This window comes from Acinetobacter bouvetii DSM 14964 = CIP 107468, from assembly GCF_000368865.1.
GTDB classification, from domain to species: domain Bacteria; phylum Pseudomonadota; class Gammaproteobacteria; order Pseudomonadales; family Moraxellaceae; genus Acinetobacter; species Acinetobacter bouvetii.
This window is the reverse complement of record NZ_KB849728.1, coordinates 22,330-40,885: the sequence shown is the minus strand read 5'-3', so window position 1 is coordinate 40,885 and position 18,556 is coordinate 22,330. Positions and strand designations below refer to the sequence as shown.

Annotated in this window: 16 protein-coding genes; 8 read left to right on the top strand and 8 right to left on the bottom strand. The window is 45.1% G+C overall.

Annotated features, from left to right (window positions below):
• Positions 1–3 precede the first annotated feature (3 nt).
• Positions 4–819, top strand: a complete 816-nt coding sequence (locus F941_RS13060; protein WP_005012128.1) for an ABC transporter ATP-binding protein — start codon at positions 4–6, stop codon at positions 817–819.
• Positions 820–887: 68 nt separating this feature from the next.
• Here the strand turns inward: F941_RS13060 and F941_RS13055 are convergent, their stop codons facing one another.
• The 3 genes from F941_RS13055 to F941_RS13045 form a co-directional block, all read right to left on the bottom strand.
• Positions 888–2,252 carry an LLM class flavin-dependent oxidoreductase gene (locus F941_RS13055; protein WP_005012125.1) on the bottom strand — a complete coding sequence of 455 codons (1,365 nt, stop codon included), beginning with the start codon at positions 2,250–2,252 and terminating at the stop codon, positions 888–890.
• Positions 2,253–2,355: 103 nt separating this feature from the next.
• Positions 2,356–3,723, bottom strand: a complete 1,368-nt coding sequence (locus tag F941_RS13050; RefSeq protein ID WP_005012123.1) for an MATE family efflux transporter — start codon at positions 3,721–3,723, stop codon at positions 2,356–2,358.
• Between the two features lie 134 nt (positions 3,724–3,857).
• Positions 3,858–5,012: a methionine aminotransferase gene (locus F941_RS13045; protein ID WP_005012121.1), complete on the bottom strand. Its 1,155-nt coding sequence runs from the start codon at positions 5,010–5,012 to the stop codon at positions 3,858–3,860.
• 207 nt (positions 5,013–5,219) lie between these two features.
• Between F941_RS13045 and F941_RS13040 the strand changes: the two genes are divergently transcribed.
• Genes F941_RS13040 through F941_RS13025 form a run of 4 tightly spaced genes read left to right on the top strand, consistent with a single transcriptional unit; the run spans position 5,220 to position 12,048 of the window.
• Positions 5,220–8,591, top strand: a complete 3,372-nt coding sequence (locus tag F941_RS13040; protein WP_005012116.1) for a type VI secretion system Vgr family protein — start codon at positions 5,220–5,222, stop codon at positions 8,589–8,591.
• A gap of 8 nt (positions 8,592–8,599) precedes the next feature.
• A complete protein-coding gene (locus F941_RS13035; protein ID WP_018573178.1) occupies positions 8,600–9,085 on the top strand; it encodes a hypothetical protein in 486 nt (161 codons plus the stop codon).
• Entirely contained in the window at positions 9,085–11,505 is a 2,421-nt protein-coding gene (locus tag F941_RS13030) for a hypothetical protein (RefSeq protein WP_005012110.1), read from the top strand. The genes F941_RS13035 and F941_RS13030 overlap by 1 nt, the downstream gene beginning before the upstream one ends.
• 3 nt (positions 11,506–11,508) lie before the next feature.
• Positions 11,509–12,048 carry a hypothetical protein gene (locus F941_RS13025; protein WP_005012107.1) on the top strand — a complete coding sequence of 180 codons (540 nt, stop codon included), beginning with the start codon at positions 11,509–11,511 and terminating at the stop codon, positions 12,046–12,048.
• A gap of 104 nt (positions 12,049–12,152) precedes the next feature.
• Here the strand turns inward: F941_RS13025 and F941_RS13020 are convergent, their stop codons facing one another.
• On the bottom strand, positions 12,153–13,073 hold the full coding sequence (locus tag F941_RS13020; RefSeq protein ID WP_005012104.1) for a Dyp-type peroxidase: 921 nt from the start codon (positions 13,071–13,073) through the stop codon (positions 12,153–12,155).
• Between the two features lie 166 nt (positions 13,074–13,239).
• Between F941_RS13020 and F941_RS13015 the strand changes: the two genes are divergently transcribed.
• The gene (locus F941_RS13015; RefSeq protein ID WP_005012102.1) at positions 13,240–13,860 is read left to right on the top strand and encodes a LysE family transporter; all 621 of its coding nucleotides are present in this window, start codon (positions 13,240–13,242) and stop codon (positions 13,858–13,860) included.
• Between the two features lie 362 nt (positions 13,861–14,222).
• On the opposite strand, the gene F941_RS13005 is transcribed toward F941_RS13015, so the two are convergent.
• From F941_RS13005 to F941_RS12990, 4 genes are all read right to left on the bottom strand, one after another.
• A complete protein-coding gene (locus tag F941_RS13005; protein WP_005012098.1) occupies positions 14,223–14,738 on the bottom strand; it encodes a DinB family protein in 516 nt (171 codons plus the stop codon).
• 130 nt (positions 14,739–14,868) lie between these two features.
• A complete protein-coding gene (gene znuB, locus F941_RS13000) occupies positions 14,869–15,669 on the bottom strand; it encodes a zinc ABC transporter permease subunit ZnuB (RefSeq protein ID WP_005012096.1) in 801 nt (266 codons plus the stop codon).
• Between the two features lie 3 nt (positions 15,670–15,672).
• A complete protein-coding gene (gene znuC, locus F941_RS12995; protein WP_005012092.1) occupies positions 15,673–16,452 on the bottom strand; it encodes a zinc ABC transporter ATP-binding protein ZnuC in 780 nt (259 codons plus the stop codon).
• On the bottom strand, positions 16,437–16,931 hold the full coding sequence (locus F941_RS12990) for a transcriptional repressor (RefSeq protein WP_005012089.1): 495 nt from the start codon (positions 16,929–16,931) through the stop codon (positions 16,437–16,439). Before F941_RS12990 ends, znuC begins: the two co-directional genes overlap by 16 nt.
• A gap of 138 nt (positions 16,932–17,069) precedes the next feature.
• Between F941_RS12990 and F941_RS12985 the strand changes: the two genes are divergently transcribed.
• Together F941_RS12985 and F941_RS12980 are read left to right on the top strand one after the other, a co-directional pair.
• Positions 17,070–17,909 (top strand): metal ABC transporter solute-binding protein, Zn/Mn family, encoded by an 840-nt coding sequence (locus tag F941_RS12985; RefSeq protein WP_005012087.1) that lies wholly within the window; start codon positions 17,070–17,072, stop codon positions 17,907–17,909.
• 170 nt (positions 17,910–18,079) lie between these two features.
• A complete protein-coding gene (locus F941_RS12980) occupies positions 18,080–18,478 on the top strand; it encodes an ATP synthase subunit I (protein ID WP_005012085.1) in 399 nt (132 codons plus the stop codon).
• Positions 18,479–18,556 lie beyond the last annotated feature (78 nt).

Sequence of the window (18,556 nt, the reverse complement as noted above, 5' to 3'; positions counted from 1 at the left end):
ATTATGAATCAAGCAGTACAGCATCAGCCGCATGTGCAAATCCGGCAGCTGGATAAATACTTTCCCAAAGACGGGCAGGACTTAAAAGTTTTAGAACAGATTCAGCTGAATATTCAGCATGGCGAGTTCATCAGCATTGTCGGCAACAGCGGCTGTGGCAAGTCTACGCTGCTGCGCCTCTTGGTCGGATTGGATGCATCTTTTGATGGCCAAATTTTAATTGACGGTCAGCCTGTTAAAGGCACCAGTTTAGAACGCGGCATTGTGTTTCAGGATCACCGCCTGTTTCCATGGCTGAATGTCGAACAAAACGTGGCTTTGGCCTTAGAAAAAAGCGCCTTAAGCAAGGCTGAAAAGCAGGCGCTGATTGATTATCACCTTGAGCTGGTGCAGTTAAGCGCATTTAAAAAGGCTTATCCGAGCCAGCTGTCAGGCGGCATGAGCCAGCGCGTTGCCATTGCGCGCAGCTTGGTCAACCGTCCGCAAATTTTATTGCTGGATGAGCCTTTTGGTGCATTGGATGCATTGACCCGCGCGAATTTGCAACAAGAGCTGCAGCGGATTTGGCAGTCTGAAAAAATCACCACCATTTTGGTGACGCATGATGTGGAAGAGGCAGTGCTGCTGGGTGACCGTGTAGTGGTGATGCAGCCGCATCCAGGGCGGATTAAACGCATTGTGCCTGTAGAGCTTGAGCGTCCGCGCAAGCGTGAGGACTACCGCATCGCCGCGATTAAAAATGACATTCTGCTGGATTTCCAAGAACAGCCTGAATTGGCGCTGCCGCATGAGCTGGAGCAGTTTAAGCTGGCGTGGTAAGCGCGTGATCTAGGTTAAAGCGTGAAGCATAAAAAAGCCCCATCTGGGGCTTTTTTGGGGCTTGCTGCTTATGAGGCGTGTTCCGTATAGCGGCGCGCCAAAACATATTGGTTTTCAGGGCGTTTCAGGCCTAAATTGTCACGTAAAGTCTTTCCTTCATAGGCCGTGCGGAATAGGCCGCGGCGCTGCAGTTCAGGCACGACTGAATCGACAAAATCATCTAAGCTGGCCGGTGTGGTCGGCGGTAAAATATTAAAGCCGTCCGCAGCATCATTTTCAAACCATTGCTGCAGCTGATCTGCGATTTGCGCAGGGGTGCCAATCAGTGTCCAGTGGCCGCGCGCGCTGGCAATCCATTGGTACAGCTGGCGGATGCTGAAGTTGTTTTTACGGGCAATGTCTAAAATCAGCTGCTGGCGGCTGGCGCCATGACTGAGCTGGCCGATATGCGCCGGCAGCGGCTGATCCAGATCATATTGGCTGAGGTCTTCGGTAAATCCGCCTAAGGCATGCAGCAGCATCAGCCCGACGGAAGGATGAATATAGCTGTTCAGCTCATCATATTTGGCGCGGGCTTCGGCCTCCGTTGCTGCCACAAAGATAGATACGCCGGGCATGATTTTGACATCATCGGCATGGCGGCCATATTTGCTTAGACGCTGTTTGACATCGCGGTAAAAGCTTTGCGCATCACTTAAATTCTGCTGTGCAGTAAAAATGACTTCGGCATATTTAGCGGCCAGTTCGCGGCCATCTTCAGACTGGCCTGCCTGCACAATCACCGGATAGCCCTGCGGCGGGCGGGCGATATTCAACGCGCCGTCTACGGCAATATGCTTGCCCTTAAACCGCGGCGCATGCACTTTGCTGCCGTCAAAAAACTCTCCGGATGCTTTGTCATAGCTGAAAGCATCATCTTCCCAAGAGTCCCAGAGTTTTTGCGCTACGTTAATAAACTCATCCGCGCGTTCATAGCGCGCTTGCGGCAAAGGCGCCTGTTCTAGGCCATAATTTTTGGCAGCTTCAGGCTGGGCCGTGGTGACCACATTCCATGCGGCGCGGCCTTGCGACAGATGATCTAAGGAGGCGAACTTGCGCGCCAAACTATAAGGCTGCTCATAGGTGCTGGATGCCGTCGCAATAAAGCCAATATGCTGAGTCACTGCAGACAGCGCTGAAAAGAGGGTAATCGGTTCTAAACCCGTGTTATTGGCATTGAGGCCTAAGTTAGCTGTGCGGTCCGGGTCGACACTGACAGGGATATCAGCAAGGAAATAGGCATCAAATAAACCGCGTTCTGCCGTTTTGGCCAGTTCTACAAAATAAGCGAGGCTGTGGTTGTCCTGAGGGCGTGCTTGCGGGTGGCGCCAGCCTGCCAAATGCTGAGAAATGCCGGGTACAAAAGCGCCTAATTTAATTTTTCGTTTTGACATGGTAATAACCTATTTTTATCAGATGCGCTTTGGTTATAACAAGGAACACATTTGTATAAAAATAGGATTAATTTCAAAGGTTATCAGTTTTCAAGCTGAGCTGCTAAATCAGTGCTTGAATCGTTTTCTTTTTCCAGACCAAGTGGTAATACAGCCCTTGCATCAGGCACAGGCAGACAAAGGCCAGCGCATAGGCATACCAAATGCCTTTGAGCCCCCACCGTTCACTGAATAAATAAGCGCAAGGCACTTCAATCAGCAAAATGGCTGCAATATTGATGATCATCGGCACAGTCACGGTTCCGCTGGCGCGCATGATGGAGGAAAAGATTGCGCTGGCGCCAAAAAATACGATCGACCACAGCACAATAAACAGCAGTTCCTGACCCAGCACAACGACCTGCGGGTCAGTGATGAACAGCGCCATCAAATACTTGGAGAATAAATAGGCCAGAATAACCAGTGTGCCGGTAAACAGAATATTCATGGTCAGCGCGGTGCGGTTGACTTTGTTCAGCAAATCGGACTTGCCGGCGCCAATCGCTTGCGCGGCAAAGATTGAAGCCGCGATGGCAATGGATAATGCCGGAAACTGAATGTAGTTCAGCACCTGATTCACTGCGCCGTAGGCGGCGGTGGCATCTGCGCCGTAGCGGTTGACCAGCCCGACAATCACCAGCCCAGCCACAGAGGTGGTCACCATTTGAATGCCCGTTGGAATGCCCAGCCGCAGAATGATTTTACTCAGTTCCGGCTCATAGCGGATATGGCGGAGCAATGCTGCATCTGGGCGCAGCGGGTGATTTTTTTTATTTAAATAGAAATATAAAAAGATCAGCGCAATGCTGAAACCGATGATTGTCGCAATGGCTGGCCCGACAATGCCCAGCTTGGGCAGGCCAAATTTTCCCGCAATCAGTACAGGGGTAATGATCAAGCCCGTGGCAATTGTCATGCCGGATGCAATCAGCGGGGTCGTGCTGTCGCCGACTCCGCGCAGAATCGAGGTGTAAATAATGTAGATGAACAGCAGCGGGCTGCCCGCCAGCATCCATTGCACATAAGGGATAGACAGATGCAGCACCTCTGAATCTGTGCCCAGCGCCAGCAGTATATATTTGGCAAAAAACACTCCAAGAAAAGCAATCACACTGCCGCCAATCAGCGTCATAAACAGTGTTGAACCCACCACGCTGTGCACTTTCTCAATGTTTTTAGCGCCCCAGGCCTGTCCAACCAAAACGGTAGCGCCTGCCGAAAGGCCAATCACAAAGGCCATCAGGCAGAACAAGATTGGAAAAAAGACGGACACCGCCGCAATTGCATGAACGCCCAGCATTTGGCCGACAAATACGGTATTCACTGTCCCTGAAAGGTTTTGCAGAATATTGGTGGCGATCAGCGGCACAAGGAAAATCAGAAAGGATTTCCAAAGTTTTTGTTGACTGTTGAAAGGCTGATGCTCCGTCATATGCAATCCTAGGCAGTGTACTTATAATATTGATTGACTCATGCTGACATTAGCAGGAATGGCTTAAAAAAGCCTTAGCTCTACAGTAACTCAGGCTTGAATTTAATTAGCCAAAATGGCGATTCAGCGAATTGTTAGACCTGCGATAAAATGGCTCCCGCTTTTTGCAGCGTTTCATCTTTTTTCGCAAAGCAAAAGCGGATTAAGCGTAAATTTTCCGGCGGCTGCTGATAAAAAACAGAGACCGGTATGGCCACGATGCCATGCTGTTCCGCCAGATGCTGGCACATTGCGCTGTCATTCAAATCAGGGCGGATGGCGCTGTAATCTAAATTTTGAAAATAGGTGCCGGGTGACGGTGTAAATTGAAAACGTGAATTTTTCAGTCCGGCATTAAATAAGTCACGCTTGGCCTGATAAAAACCAGCCAGTTCTGCAATATGTTCAGGGTGATGCGTCATGAAATTGGCCAGCGCCATTTGCACCGGCGTCACACCGCAGAAATTGGTAAATTGATAGACTTGGCGGAACAGCGCCATCAAATGAGCTGGCGCCGCACAGTAGCCGGTTTTCCAGCCGGTGACATGAAAGGTTTTGCCAAATGAGCCGATCACCAAGCTGCGCTCCCGCAGCTCTGGAAAAGACAGCGCGGAATAATGGCGCTGGCCGTCATAAATCAGATGTTCATAAACTTCATCCGACAGCACGGCAATATTTGTATCCTGAATCAGCTCAATCAGCTGCTGCCAATCCTGTTTTGACCAAATGGCGCCCGTCGGGTTGTGCGGCGTGTTGACAATGATCATACGGGTTTTGGCATTGACCGCATCTTTCACCGCTTGCCAATCCACATGGAAACCGGGAGCGGTGAGGCGGATATGCACAGGAATGCCGCCGGCTAACTTTACACTGGGCGCATAGCTGTCATAGCTGGGATCAAAAATAATGATTTCATCGCCTGCATGCACAATGGCTTGAATGGCGCTGAACAGGCCAATGGTTGCGCCCGGGGTAATGGTGATTTCAGCCGCAGGATCGAGGTGCAACTGGTCGCGCTGCCAAAAAAGCTGTGCCAGCTGTTCTCGCAAACTCAATAGGCCATCGCCCGGCGCATATTGATTAAATCCATCTTGTGCAGCTTGCGCCAAGGCGTCCAGCAGTGCGGGCGGCGCAGGAAAATCAGGAAAGCCTTGAGACATGTTCAACGCATTTAAACGCTGCGCCATGGCGCTCATGGTGCTGAAAATGGTCACGCCTTGCGCAGGGAGTTTGGATTCAATCTGGAGCATCTTTTTAGCATGATTAAATTAAAGAGAATCAGCAGTGTAACAGTCCATTTTCCGTCCCGAAAGTTGAATGCGGTATAATTTTACGCATTTTTCAATGAGGGGGATGGGCAATGAAATTGAGCAGCTGCTGAAAAAATAGCTGGACTAAAAAAACAACATTTTCTAGAATGCGCGCACAAATAAAATAAATTAATTAAAAAAAAGAACATGATTAAAAATATTTATAGCCTAATTGAGAGTTTTGGCCTCAGTGTGCAGCAGCGCGCTTTGCATATCCATTTTTCAAATGAAATCCTGAATACTCAAGTCTTTATTCAGCGTATTGAAGGCGAGCACCGCATTAATCAGGGGCTGCGCGCCGAGCTGATTTGTCTGTCCGCGCATGCGCATATTCCGCTCAAGCAATTTATTGGCGGGCGTGCCGCCATTGATCAGGTGACCGATCTAGGCCAGCTGCAGCGCATCACCGGGGTGATTACGGGCGCCAGTCAGGGGCAAAGCGATGGCGCGCTGACGGTTTATAAGCTGGTCATTGAAGATGCCACCGCGCTTTGGCATAAGCGCCGCAATAGCCGGGTGTTTATGAATAAAAGCGTGCGTGAGGTCACTGAGGTTTTATTCAGTGAATGGCAGCAGAAAAGCGCGTTATTCGCATCCAGTTTAAGTTTGAATTTAGAAGGCCTCAGCCGAGATTATGCCGTACGGCCATTTGTCATGCAGGCCAATGAAAGTGACTATGGCTTTTTAACGCGTTTGTGGCGCAGTGAAGGCATCAATTGGCTGATTGATGAAGCTGAACTGACCGTTGCTGCATCCGCTGCACCCATGCAGGCGCAGCAGTTGCGCTTGATTGATCATAATCAGGCGTTTAACGCGCTGAGCCGCCGCTCCATCCGGTTTCACCGCAGCCATGCAGCCGAGCGTCTGGATAGCATCACCAGTTTTATTGGCCAGCGCCAGCTGCAGGCGACAGCAGTTCAAACTCAGCGCTGGCAGGCGCAGTCTTTGGCTCAGGACCAGTCTCAGCCTTTGCTCAGCACGCATGTGCACAGTGAGCAGCAGGATAATGAAAGCCTCGGCCTGGAACAGGTCTGGTCACTCAGCCCTGCATGGACAGCGGATTTAAGCGGTGAAGATCAAGCGACGCCTGCGGGCAGTGCGCAGCTGGAACAGCTGAATCAGCAGCTGAATCAGCATCAGATTCTGCAGTCGAAATTTTTTACGGCCCGCAGCAGTGTCCGCAATGCGCAAGCCGGCTATTGGTTCCAGCTGACCGATCATCCTGACATTAACCCGCATGAAGGCTCAGACTGTGAATTCCTGATTTTAGGCAAAGCATTCTATAACCAAAATAACCTGCCGAAAGACATTCTGATGCAGCTGGAATCGCTGCTCAGCGCCAGCCGCTGGCCATCTTTAGGCGATGAGCGCCAAGCCAATGAATTGTATGTGATGCGGCGCAGCATTGCTGTAGTTCCTGAATATGACCCGCTGCAGCATCGTCCTGCCGCGCATCCGCAGCGGGCTAAAGTGGTGGGCCCAGAAGGGGAAAGCATTCATGTGGATGCCTGGGGGCGCATTAAAGTCCGTTTCAGCTTTACCCGCAATGAAGACCATGCTCATGATGGCGGTGCCGGCAGCAATGACAGTGATGCCGATTCTGCTTGGGTCGATGTGCTGACCCCGTGGGCGGGTGAGGGCTATGGCGCGCGTTTTCATCCGCGGATTGGTGAAATCGTGGTGATTGACTTCTTCGAAGGCGACGTCGACCGGCCCTTTGTGGTGGGGCGCATACATGAAGCGGAACGGCATCAGACCATGTTTGATGCCAAAGGCCAGCTGCCTGAGACTAAAAAACTCAGCGGCATCCGTTCGCAGGAGGTGGATGGCGCTGGCTTTAATCAATTGCGTTTTGATGATACGGCAGGACAGATCAGCACGCAGCTGCAAAGCAGCCATGGCGCCAGCCAGCTGAATTTAGGCAATCTCAGCCATCCGAAAGATAAAGAACAAAGCAATGGACGCGGTGAGGGGTTTGAGCTGAGAACCGATGCTTTTGGCGCCGTGCGTGCAGGCAAAGGCATGCTGATTTCGACCTATGCGCAGGAAAATGCCATCGCCGATCATTTGGAGGCTGCTAAAGCGCAGGCCTTGCTGAGCCAAGGTCAGGAAAGCATGAAAATGCTCAGCAGTATTGCTGTGAAACAGCAAACAGATGCGCTGAATGTGATTGGCCGTTTGCCCAAATTAATTCAATCCCTTGAAATTAAAAGCACCTCGCAAGCCTTGATGACGACAGTCAGCCTCTTTAAAGATGAATTGTCGCAAGATCCGTTAAATGCTTTAAAAAATTGCAAAGGCTTTATTCAGGATATGGGCGCAATTACCAAAGATGTCAAAGGCACAGTGCAGCAGTTCCAAGCCTATTTTGAAGATGCTGAAGAGGCTTTTGACAATTTAAAAGAAGTGATTCAAAACCTTGAAGATCATGGTTCTGAACAGCTGCAGGCACGAATTGGCAATTTAAAAAACCAGCTGAAGAATGATCCGCTGAAGGTTTTGAAAGAGGTGGGTAAAATTGTTGAAGAAATCAAAATCAAGCCTGATGAAATGATCATGGATGGTGGTTTCGGCAAGCCTGAAATATTCACACCTACTAAGGCTTTGGAACATGTTAAAGGCTTCATGGAAGGCTATACCCAAAATTTGGAAAGTTCATCAGACCCGCAACAGCAGGAGCAAGGTAAATTGTTTAGGCAGGCGCTTATGTTATTGGCGTCTCCAAATGGCATTGCATTGACCACGCCAGAAGATATTGTGCTGCAGGCCTCTCAAGACATTGCTTCAAGTGCTCAGGGTTCTGTAAATATCAGCGCGCAGAAGAATTTGGTGGCGCATGCACAGGACAAAATCAGCCTGTTTGCAGCGCAAAAGGGGCTAAGTGCTTATGCTGCTAAAGGCAAAGTGGAATTGCAGGCACAAGATGATGCGATAGAAGCGATTGCCCGTAAGGTAATTAAGCTGATTTCAACGGAAGATAAGATTGAAATTACCAGTCCGAAAGAGATTGTGCTGACGGCGGGTGGGTCACAGCTGAAGATTAATGGGGCTGGAATATTTACCACAACGGGCGGAAAGTTTGAAAGTAAGGCAGGGCAGCATAGTTTTGTGGCGGGTGCGACTGTGAATGCTCAATTACCTAAGATGCCTGAGAGTGGAATATTTAGCCGAAGGTTTGATTTTGGTGAACTATTTGATAAAGATCAAATAAATCAAAAAATTAAATTTAAATTTTTAAATCATGCCAAAAAAACTGAATTTAATGGGTTTTTAGACGAGTTCGGTCGTACTCAACGCTTTTTCAGCGATAGTGCTGATAATGTTGAAGTAATTATTTTAGGACATGATAGTCAGAATCATGATGAGCTTTTTGTTATCAAAAATGACTTGAATAGCACAGAAAATCAGGATTCTAGTGAAGATTGCTGTGGTGGTGATGACGATGATCATTATCACAACACGGAAGAATTATATGATTATAGTGAATTAGAAGCTGATTTTAAAAGTTTTGGATTGTGAGAAGTTTTATGAAAAATAAAATCCTTTTTATGTTGTTTATGTGTCTAATGCCTTTTACTCATGCAGAGATATTGAAATCATATCCATATGAAATATTGGATGGTGAAAAAGTTAGCTTCAATTATATCGAATCAGATAAATGTAATTTTCAGAGAAAAGATTTAAAAAGTTCAATAAATCGTATTCTAAAAATAAATAAGATAGATCTTGGGTCTGGAGATTGGATGCATATCCCTTATGAATGCTGGGATATCAAAAATTCAAAGGAAAACATTCTGCTTATCTCATTTATAAATAAAAACAAACCTTTAGAGTTTTATGTGATTGTTGATGACATTAAAAGTTTAGGAAGTGTTATGTTTAATTTAAAGAAAGATAGAAGCTTTGATTTTAATAAAAATATGATTATATTTTCAAAAAGTATAAATGATAATAATAAAAATAAAATATTAATATTATTTAAAAAAATTGATTTTGAATCTAAGGGGCTATAATGAGTTTTGTTTCGCTTGAAAATGGACCTTCTTTTGGAGAAGATCGACTAGCCTATATATATGCTATTTCCCGTAGAGAATCGTCATCAGACCTCTCATTATCTGATACAGTTAGACCAAATTTACAAGCCAGAAATGTTCATAACGGTAAAACTGCTGGGTATGGATTTATAGGCTATTTTCAATTTGGTGAAAGTGCACTATATGATTTGGGTTATTTTAAGCCGCCTTTTGAATTTAATAGTAAGTCTTCGAGTAGTTTTCAAAAATCCCTACAAGTCAATGATTGGAATGGTACTTGGACGGGGTTAGATGGCGTCACCTCAAAAAGTATTTTTTTAAAAGATAGAACTATTCAAATAAAGGCTTTTAATAAATGGATTAATACTTTGTGTAATAGACTAAATAGTCAAAATTTAAATGAATTTTATGGTGTTAGGGTTGGTGGTGTTGAAATAACTGAATCTGGCTGTATAGCAGGAGCACATTTAAAAGGACCTAAATATGTTCTAGAATTTGTTCAAGGCTTAGGTAATAGTACAGATGCTTTTGGTACGAAAGTCGGTGAATATATATCCTTATTCGCTCATTACGATTTGGAAAGTTGTTGTAATCGTAAAGTATATATTAATCTAATAGATGAGGGTGGTAATCCTGTTTTAGGTAAAAAAGTTATAATTGAGTCGGAATATAAAGAAGGTAAATATTACAGTAAAATCGGAAAAATTTCGAATGATTATAAGACAAACAATGAAGGGGAAATTCCAGTTATTGTTAGACATCCAAATACTAAAATTAAAATAATCGTTGATGGTAAGAAATTAGAAATTACACAGCAAAAAGATAAAAAAGAAAGCTATACAATTAAATTAACAAAAGAAATATCTGTACCTGTTGTGTTAGAGCAAAATAGTACTCCTCAGCCAAAACCTCAATCAGATAAGACTCCTCAAGAAGTAAGAAATGAGCAAAATTCATCTGAAGAAAAAAAAGAGGTAGTTGCTGGCAATACAAAAGAAGTGAGTTTTAATGTTCAAATTATAGAAGAGGATACAAGGAAGGCTATTTCTAATATGGGTTTTTACTTAACTTATAAAGGGAATATAAAAAAGCATACGGCTGATTCGTCAGGGACAAAAAAAGGAATAGTGGCTGAAGTAGGTGAAGATATCGAGGTTACAGTATCTGGAGCTGGTCAACCTCAAAAAATACATCATTTTAAAGTTGAACAGTCTTTATCTAATCAGACTATTAAAATTAAATTACCTGTATGTTCTTTTAAAATCAATGTTAAAGAAAATAATAAAAATGTAAAAAATACCTTGGTAAGTATTTTCTATAGAAATAAGCAAATTGTAAAAAGAACAGATAGTAATGGAGATGTCAGTGTAAAAATGCTTCTGGGTTTTGTTTTTGGCTTTGGTGTAAAAAATAAAGAGTTGCAGAAGCTTCGTGTTTTGAAAGGAATACCAATTAGGTATTTTAAAGTTAATGAAGGATTTGTAAAAGCTTCTAAGCTGTATGAAATTGCCGATCAAAAGCGTAAGGAAGCAGATCAACTTAAGAAAAAATCTGAACAAATGCGGCAAAAGCAGCAACAAGATGCTCATGAAAAAAAAGCAAAAGAACAGGCTGAAAAAGCAAAATTGGAATCAGAAAAACATCAGCCTATTCAAGATAATACATACACCGAAAATGGTGGTCAGCCACTAACAACGGCTAGCAATCAGTCTCCATCTACGAGTGATACAACACGTTATCATATTTACCATGATGGAAAAATTAAAAGAGAAAACAGAGCTGCTACTGGCTATGCTCAGTATATATATTACGATTCTACAGGGGCTGTTCATAATTTAGGTAAATCAAAATATGTTGTCGCAAAAAGATGGTCTTCCAAGAACGTCTTGGGTAGTGGTAATGTTTATTTAGTAGATGTAAGACATTTTGAGAAATATCGTTCAGGTGTAGTAGGTTATAAAATTTTAATGAATTCTGGACAGCAACGATATTATTTAGGTGGTATTGAGTTAGCTGCATTTTTAGGAGCTTTGTGTAAATCTGGGTATGATGACATTTGTTTTAATGGTTTTAGCAGAGTCAATGGTGATCCAGGTGAGAGTAAAAGTCATATTAATGGTGAAGCAGGAGATCTAAGATATTTAAGAACTGATAAACAGCCTCTAGCAGTTATATTGCAAGATGCTATTTATGATCATGAAAGGACTTTGAATTTGATCAATAACTTTATAAGATTTGGTTGGGGGAAGTCAAAAAAAATGCTCAGTGAGTATTTTACTAACTCTAAGGCTGGTGTTAAAAGTAATTATATTTTTCCAAATTGTAAGCATTTGTCAGATCCACGGCATAATAATCACCTTCATTTACAAGGGTTGTCTCCAGATCTAGAGGATATTTGATTTATGAAAAAAAAATATTTTATTTTTTTTATTTTATTTTTGTGTGGTTGTTTCAATAGTTATAATAATTTATCAGACTTAAATGGAAATAAAAATAAAGAAAATGAATTAAATTATATTAAAATAGGAGATAATTTAGAAATATTAATGGAGAGGTTTAAGGGGGATATAATTATTCAAAACTATAGTGATATTACTGATTTAAAAGAATGTCAAAATAGAAAAAATATTTTAGTTAATAACACTCTGACAAGTGCTGATATTGATGATTATGGAGTAGTCACATCTATTCATACTCGAGATTTGAAAGTAGTTGATGCTAACAATATAAGTGTTGGTAAGCTGGGAAATAGTATTAAGAAATTAAATAGAAATATCAAGCCAGAAAGATTTTCTAGTGGGGATGATTCAATAGACCTATTTGTATATAAGATTCCTATGAAGGAGAATAAAGGCTATTTTATATATAATATTGGGAATGGCAGTAAAATAGAGTCTATCTCGATTGAAAGTTTGGATCACATTTCCTGTAACTTAGAGTGATTTGGAATTAATCTCAGGAAATTAAAATCTAGTTGAGAGATTTAAAATAAACTAATATCACAAATTCAAATCTTAAAAAGCCGACTTTCGTCGGCTTTATTTATTTAACCTTCCAGCACTTCTTCCAACAGCTCTTCACTCGGTGCAAAGTAATATGCGCCATCCATGGGAGTGACAAAATGCAGCAGGCGGTCATGAATGCCGTCACCGCTGGTGCCAAACATACGCAATAACATGCTGTCGATAATGCTTAAATCGTTGGTGTAAGCAACGAAAAATAAGCCTTGATCACCGCGGCCATCTCCATAAGGCAAAGAATGACGCAGAATGGCCAGCTCTTCACCTTCACCATCTTCAACCACAGTGCGTGATACATGCGAGTTTTCAGGCTGTTCAGCCTCACTCAGTTCAATCGATTCCAGCTTGGTGCGGCCAATCACATGCTCTTGCGCATCCACTTTCAACTTTTTCCATTTTTCTAGGTTGTGTGCATAACGCTGAGCGAAAATGAAAGAACCATCTGCAAAAACACCAGCATCTTCAGGCAGCAATGCGGTTTCAGCGCGGTCATCTGGAAATTGCGGGTTTTCAGTGCCATCAATAAAGCCAGTGAGGTCGCGGCCATCAAAATTGCGGAAGCAGACGCGCTCATCTAAAACGTCTACTTTATCTTGAATGCCGTCAAAAAAAGCCTGGCTTAAAGCAAAGCAGATATCGGTACGCTGTGCGGCGATATGAATCAGCACATCTGCGGGAACCACAGGCATTTGAAATGAGCCTTCAATCGGCGCCAGCTGTTTAAAGCCTGCAGGCGCTTCAGCATGCAGGTTTGCCCAAAGCTCGGGGCCAAAAGCGACAGCTGTTTTAATCTGGGAGTGCGGATGCTGTGTAATTAAGCGGTCACGGGTATCAAATAAATTCCCAAGTTTTTCTTTCAGTTCTTCAAGGGTTAAATCTTTTAAGCGAAGAACAATAAAACGCGCATGATCTGATGGCAAAGGTAAAATTACAGATTGGGCGGTCATTCATGGCTCCTAAATTTTGATATTTTCTGCGTAGCTTTCTCTATTGTGCCCTAATGGCTGTACAGTGGGTAGCCTAGAAGTATATTTAAATCCGCATGGCTTTAATCCGCCTAATAAATAGTAAATGTCATATAATTGCGCTTCTATTTGTAAAACTACCTTTGATATGTCCTTCCAAATTTGGCTGGCCTATATGCTGGCCTGCTGGGTGATCAGTATTTCTCCAGGCGCAGGCGCGATTGCTTCTATGTCGAGCGGCCTCAATTACGGTTTTAAGCATGGCTATTGGAATGCGCTTGGACTGCAGCTGGCGCTATTGGTGCAAATTGGCGTTGTGGCGGCAGGAGCAGGAGTGTTGTTTGCGACTACACCTTGGGCATTTCAAATTGTGAAATGGTTTGGGGTTTTATATTTGCTGTATTTGGCTTTTTTGCAGTGGACAGCGCCTGTACAGTCCATCGAAATTCAGCAGAATCTGCCGGATAAATCACGCGGAAAATTGGTGCTGCATGGCTTTCTGGTGAATATGAGCAATCCCAAGGCCATTGTGTTTTTATTGGCAGTCTTGCCGCAATTTTTAGACTTGTCCAAACCGCAGTGGATTCAATATGTAATCATGGCTGTGACGATGATCAGTATCGATTTAATTGTCATGGCAGGCTATACAGGGCTGGCATCAAAAGTGCTGCGGCTTTTAAAATCACCCAAACAGCAAAAGTATATGAATCGGACCTTTGCAGTGCTGTTTGCCTGCGCAGCCAGCTTGCTGAGCTTGGTGCATCAGTGATTTATACGTATAAGCTTTAATAATAATGTGTTTTTATCTTATTGGCTGATCTGATATGTTTGAGATATAGTTAATAAAATAAGTAGAAAAAACAATGTCTACAGCGCTATGGATTTTGATTTATGCCTTAGAGTGCATCGTGACAAAATGGATTATATCGTGGGGCGGTGCATCGTATATTCAGGGCTGGAAGACATGGCTTCTCTTTAGCTCCTCACAATCTGAAGAGTGGACGAAAGGCCAAATCATTATGATGGCATGGTTCTTTTGGATCGCATTTTCAATCGTATTTTTAATTGGGCTGTTTAATCCAGAGTTTCGGTTCTATAAATTAAAAAATAGCCTTTAAAACAGTCCATTCATTATTTTGGATCGCTCTTTGTTTGCTCTAAGAGCATATAAATCAAATCCAGTTCAGGGCAGTCATAGCCCATGGCGCTAAGTGCCGCTGTAATTTGTCCGCGGTGATGGGTGCCGTGATTAAACACATGCAGCAGCGTACCGGCAAAGGGGACAGAAATCTCTTGGCCTTTAGAGGTCTGGTAATGAAAGAGTCCGCTGAGCAGCGCAGGATCCAGATCATGCAGATAGTTCTGCCAATCAAAGGACTTTTCCAGCAGCGTCTGAGTCAGCACATAACGGTCCTGTTCAATAATGCTGTTCAAGGTTATCTTCGGTGAATGGCCTTGGCTGAAGCGCGGAAACCATAAGACATGTTCACCCAGCAGCAAATGATTCAGTGTGCCGAAAATGCTCTGAAAAAATAAGCCGCTGTCTCTGTAAAAGTCTTCATCCGAAACTTGATCTAAAATCAGGTTCAAACGCTGCGTGGCCCAGCTGTTATAGCGGGCCATCAATTGAAAGCTGTCCAGCTCCATAATCTGATTTTTTTCATAATGCTGATATTCAACATATATCAGAGGATACAGAAAAAGAACATCATAAAAAACTGCCCGCAGGCAGTTCAGTGTTTGTATAGCATGGTTTTAGATTGCAATATTGGACTGCTTAAGCCATTTTTTTGATTTTCTGCACGGCAAAAATCACGGCAAACAAAATCGACATGGTCAGCACAATGCTCAGGCCTGTCGATACATTCAGGCCAGCGCTGGACCATAGGCCTACGCTAATGCCGATTTGTGCAAATACAAAAGACCAGAGCACCATCTGTTGAGGTGAATTTGCCATCAGGCGCGCAGTTAATGCAGGAATCACCAGCAAAGCGCCCATTAATAATGAACCGACCGCGCGCAGCGCCAAAACCGTAAACAAGGCCAGCAGCAGCATGAAAATCAGGCGCTGCCATTTGGCATTGATGCCTTCGCTGACCGCAATATCCGGATCAATCGCAATCTGAATCTGCGCCTGCCAATATTTATACAGTATGGCCAGCGCGCCTATAATCACCAGGCTAAAGACAGGCAAATCTGACCATGAAATCGTCAGCAGGTCGCCAAATAAATAGCTGAGCAGTTCAGGGCGCAGCTCAGGCAAGTGCTGAATCAGCAGCAGGCCGGAGCAGAGCAGTGTGGCGGAACACAGCGCCAGCAGCGCATCATTCGGCAGCCGCGGGTCATGCAGAATCCATAAAATGCCCACCAGCATGACAGCAAGCAAGGTCACGCCTACCCAGAGGGGGAGGGCTAAAGCGCCGGCAATCGCCACACCCAGTAAGGTGCCATGCGCCATGGTGTCGGCAAAAAACGACATGCGGCGCCACAGCATTAAACAGCCGAGCGGGGCTGTGAGGAACACCAATAAGGTGCCCATGATCCATGCAGGCAGCAGCAGTTGTAACCATTCCATCATGGCTTAAGCTTCCGGTTCGGGGTGAATGTGCGGGCGAGAATCGTGCGGGCACGGTGCCGCAGAATCTCCATGGCCGCAATGATCATGATGGTGCTGATAGAACACGCGGTTGGTGCCGAAAATCGCTTGATATTCAGGATGCTGCTGTACGCTTTCAGGCAGGCCGCTGCAGCAGATGTGCTTATTCAGGCAGACCACGCGGTGTGTGCCCTGCATGACCCACTGCAAATCATGCGATACCATCAGTACCGTACAGCCGTATTTTTCCGGCAGGCTGCGCACATAATCATACAGTTCCGCTTCGGACTGGATATCCAGGCCTTGCATCGGCTCATCTAAAACCAGCACATCCGGCTGACGCAGCAGCGCCCGGGCAATCAGCACCCGCTGGCGCTCGCCGCCGGACAGCTGCTGCACTTTGGCGTCCTGCAGCTTGGCAATGCCTGTATCACGGATAACCTCTGCCTTTATAGAGGCTTCACATTTTTCTAAAGCCAGCAAATCACAGACCCGCAGCGGCAAGCTGTGGGATGGGTTGAATTTTTGCGGCACATAGGAGAATTTTAAATTCTTGGCTGCGATGACCTGTCCGGACTTGGGCTTCAGAATGCCAAGCAGGACTTTGATCAGGGTTGATTTGCCTGCGCCGTTCGGGCCGATGAGCGTGACAATTTCACGGTCGTGCAGGGTGAAATCGACATTTTTCAGAATATCGCGTTCATCAATCCGCACATGGATGTTTTTCAGCTCAATCAGAGGAGCTGTGCTTAGGGTTTGCTGCACTGCTGACAGATTCCTGAAATTTCAATAATGCTGTGGTGCGCGGTGAAATGGTCAGATGCAGACAATTCATCCAGCTGCTGCAGCAGGCCTTGCGCAGAAGCTTCTTTCACCGTTTTGCATTCGGTGCAGATTAAAAAGGCGGCCTGATGACCCTCACGCGGGTGGCAGCAGGGAATATAGGCATTAATTGAGGTTAAACGGTGAATTAAGCCTTTTTCCAATAAAAAGTCTAAAGTGCGGTACACCGTTGGCGGGGCAGCAGGGCGGTCAGAATCACTTTTGATTTTTGCCAAAAGGTCATAAGCGCCCATGGGGCCTGCAGCATTTAAAATCAGCTCCAGCACTTCCTTGCGCAAAGGGGTGAGGCGCGCGCCTGAAGCCGAACACATGCTTTCAGCGTCTGCAAGCCGCTGCGCCACATTCGGGTGGTCGTGCACGCCATGCAATGCATTATGATGTTCGTGCGAACAAGAGCTCATGATTAACCTCAAGTGCGAAACTATAAAAGAAAAAGACTTTAAATCTTAGCATGAAGCGAGGCAAGTTTCGATCAGGCATAGGTATTTTTGAGAATTTGTTATATTATAACACTATTCTATTTTTTAGTGATTCTCCCTATGTCCCGTATCTTGGCATTCTGTGCTTTTGCATTTTTCAGCTCAGTGAGCTGGGCGCAAGGATTAGTGGTTTCAACGCACCCAATCTATTTAATTGCACAGGAAGTGACGAAGGGCGTAGAGCAGCCGACACTGCTGCTGCAGAATCAATCCGGGCACGATGTCAGCTTGACGCCCATGCACCGCAAAATTGTGCAGGATGCCAGCTTGGTGATCTGGCTGGGCAAGGCGCATGAGGCGCCTTTGGACAAGCTGCTGTCCGGCAACCGCAAAAGCGTTGCGCTTTTAAACTCCGGCCTGCTCTCCACACTGCCGCTGCGCAGTCCGCGCGGGAAAGCGCTGCCGAATACTGTAGATACGCATGTTTGGCTGGAGCCGAACAATGCTGTGCGTATCGGTTTTTTCATTGCCGCCTTGCGTTCACAGCAAGTGCCTGCGCACCGCGAACAGTACTGGGCTAATGCCAGAAATTTCGCGCATCAAATGCTGATGGCTTCTCGCCAGCTGAGCAGCGGCAATAATGCACAGCCTTATTGGTCTTACCATGACGCATACCAGTATCTGGAGCGTTCATTGAATTTAAAGTTTGCGGGCGCCTTGACGGATGACCCGCATATTGCGCCAACCATCGCGCAGATTAAATACCTGCAGGACAGCCGTCCGCAAGCCAAAATGTGCCTGCTGGCGGAAGGGCAGGCCAGTAAAAACCAGTATCAAAAACTCAATCCCATCATTTTTCAGCATGTGGATGAAAGCATGAACGCAGAGGCCAGTTTTATCCATGCCTGGAAAACTTTGGCCGAGCAAACCCGCAGCTGTGTGCTAAATGCGCGGAAATAATGCAAAAAACAAACAGCAGTTGTTTAATTTGACAGCAATCCAAACATGCAAAAAAACCAGACTTAGGTCGGGAAAAGATTGCATGTTCAGGGGTGTAACTCTATAATGCCTGCGATTAAAAATAATCATCAGCTAAACTTGTCAAGCATAATTGCTGTGAGTGTACAAAAATGAGCCGAACTAGTCGCTTGATTGATCGACGATTAGCGAAAGCTTTGATCATCTTGCAAGCATTAATGATTCCTGTTTCAGCCTTGATTGGATGGGTCTTAAAAGATTCAGCTGCAGCATTGAGTGCGGCCTTAGGCGCACTGGTATGCTGGCTGGCAAGCTGCTATTTTACATGGCAGTCGTTTCGGGCCGCTGGCGCCCGCGCCACCAAACAAGTGCTGTCCAACATGTATCGTGGCATGATGGGCAAGTTTGCAATTGTGATTGTTGGATTCATTTTAATTTTAAGCAATGTAAAGCCGCTGTCACCGGCTGCATTATTTTGCGGCTTTATCCTCGTTCAGGCCATGACGTGGGTCGCTCCATTTTGGGCGTCACGTCTGCAGAAGCGGGTTTAAGCGCAGCTGAAATTGAAAAGTTTTTTCAGGAGCTGGCGAGATATCAAGCAGCACGCGATATTCGTGAGTTCCATTTAG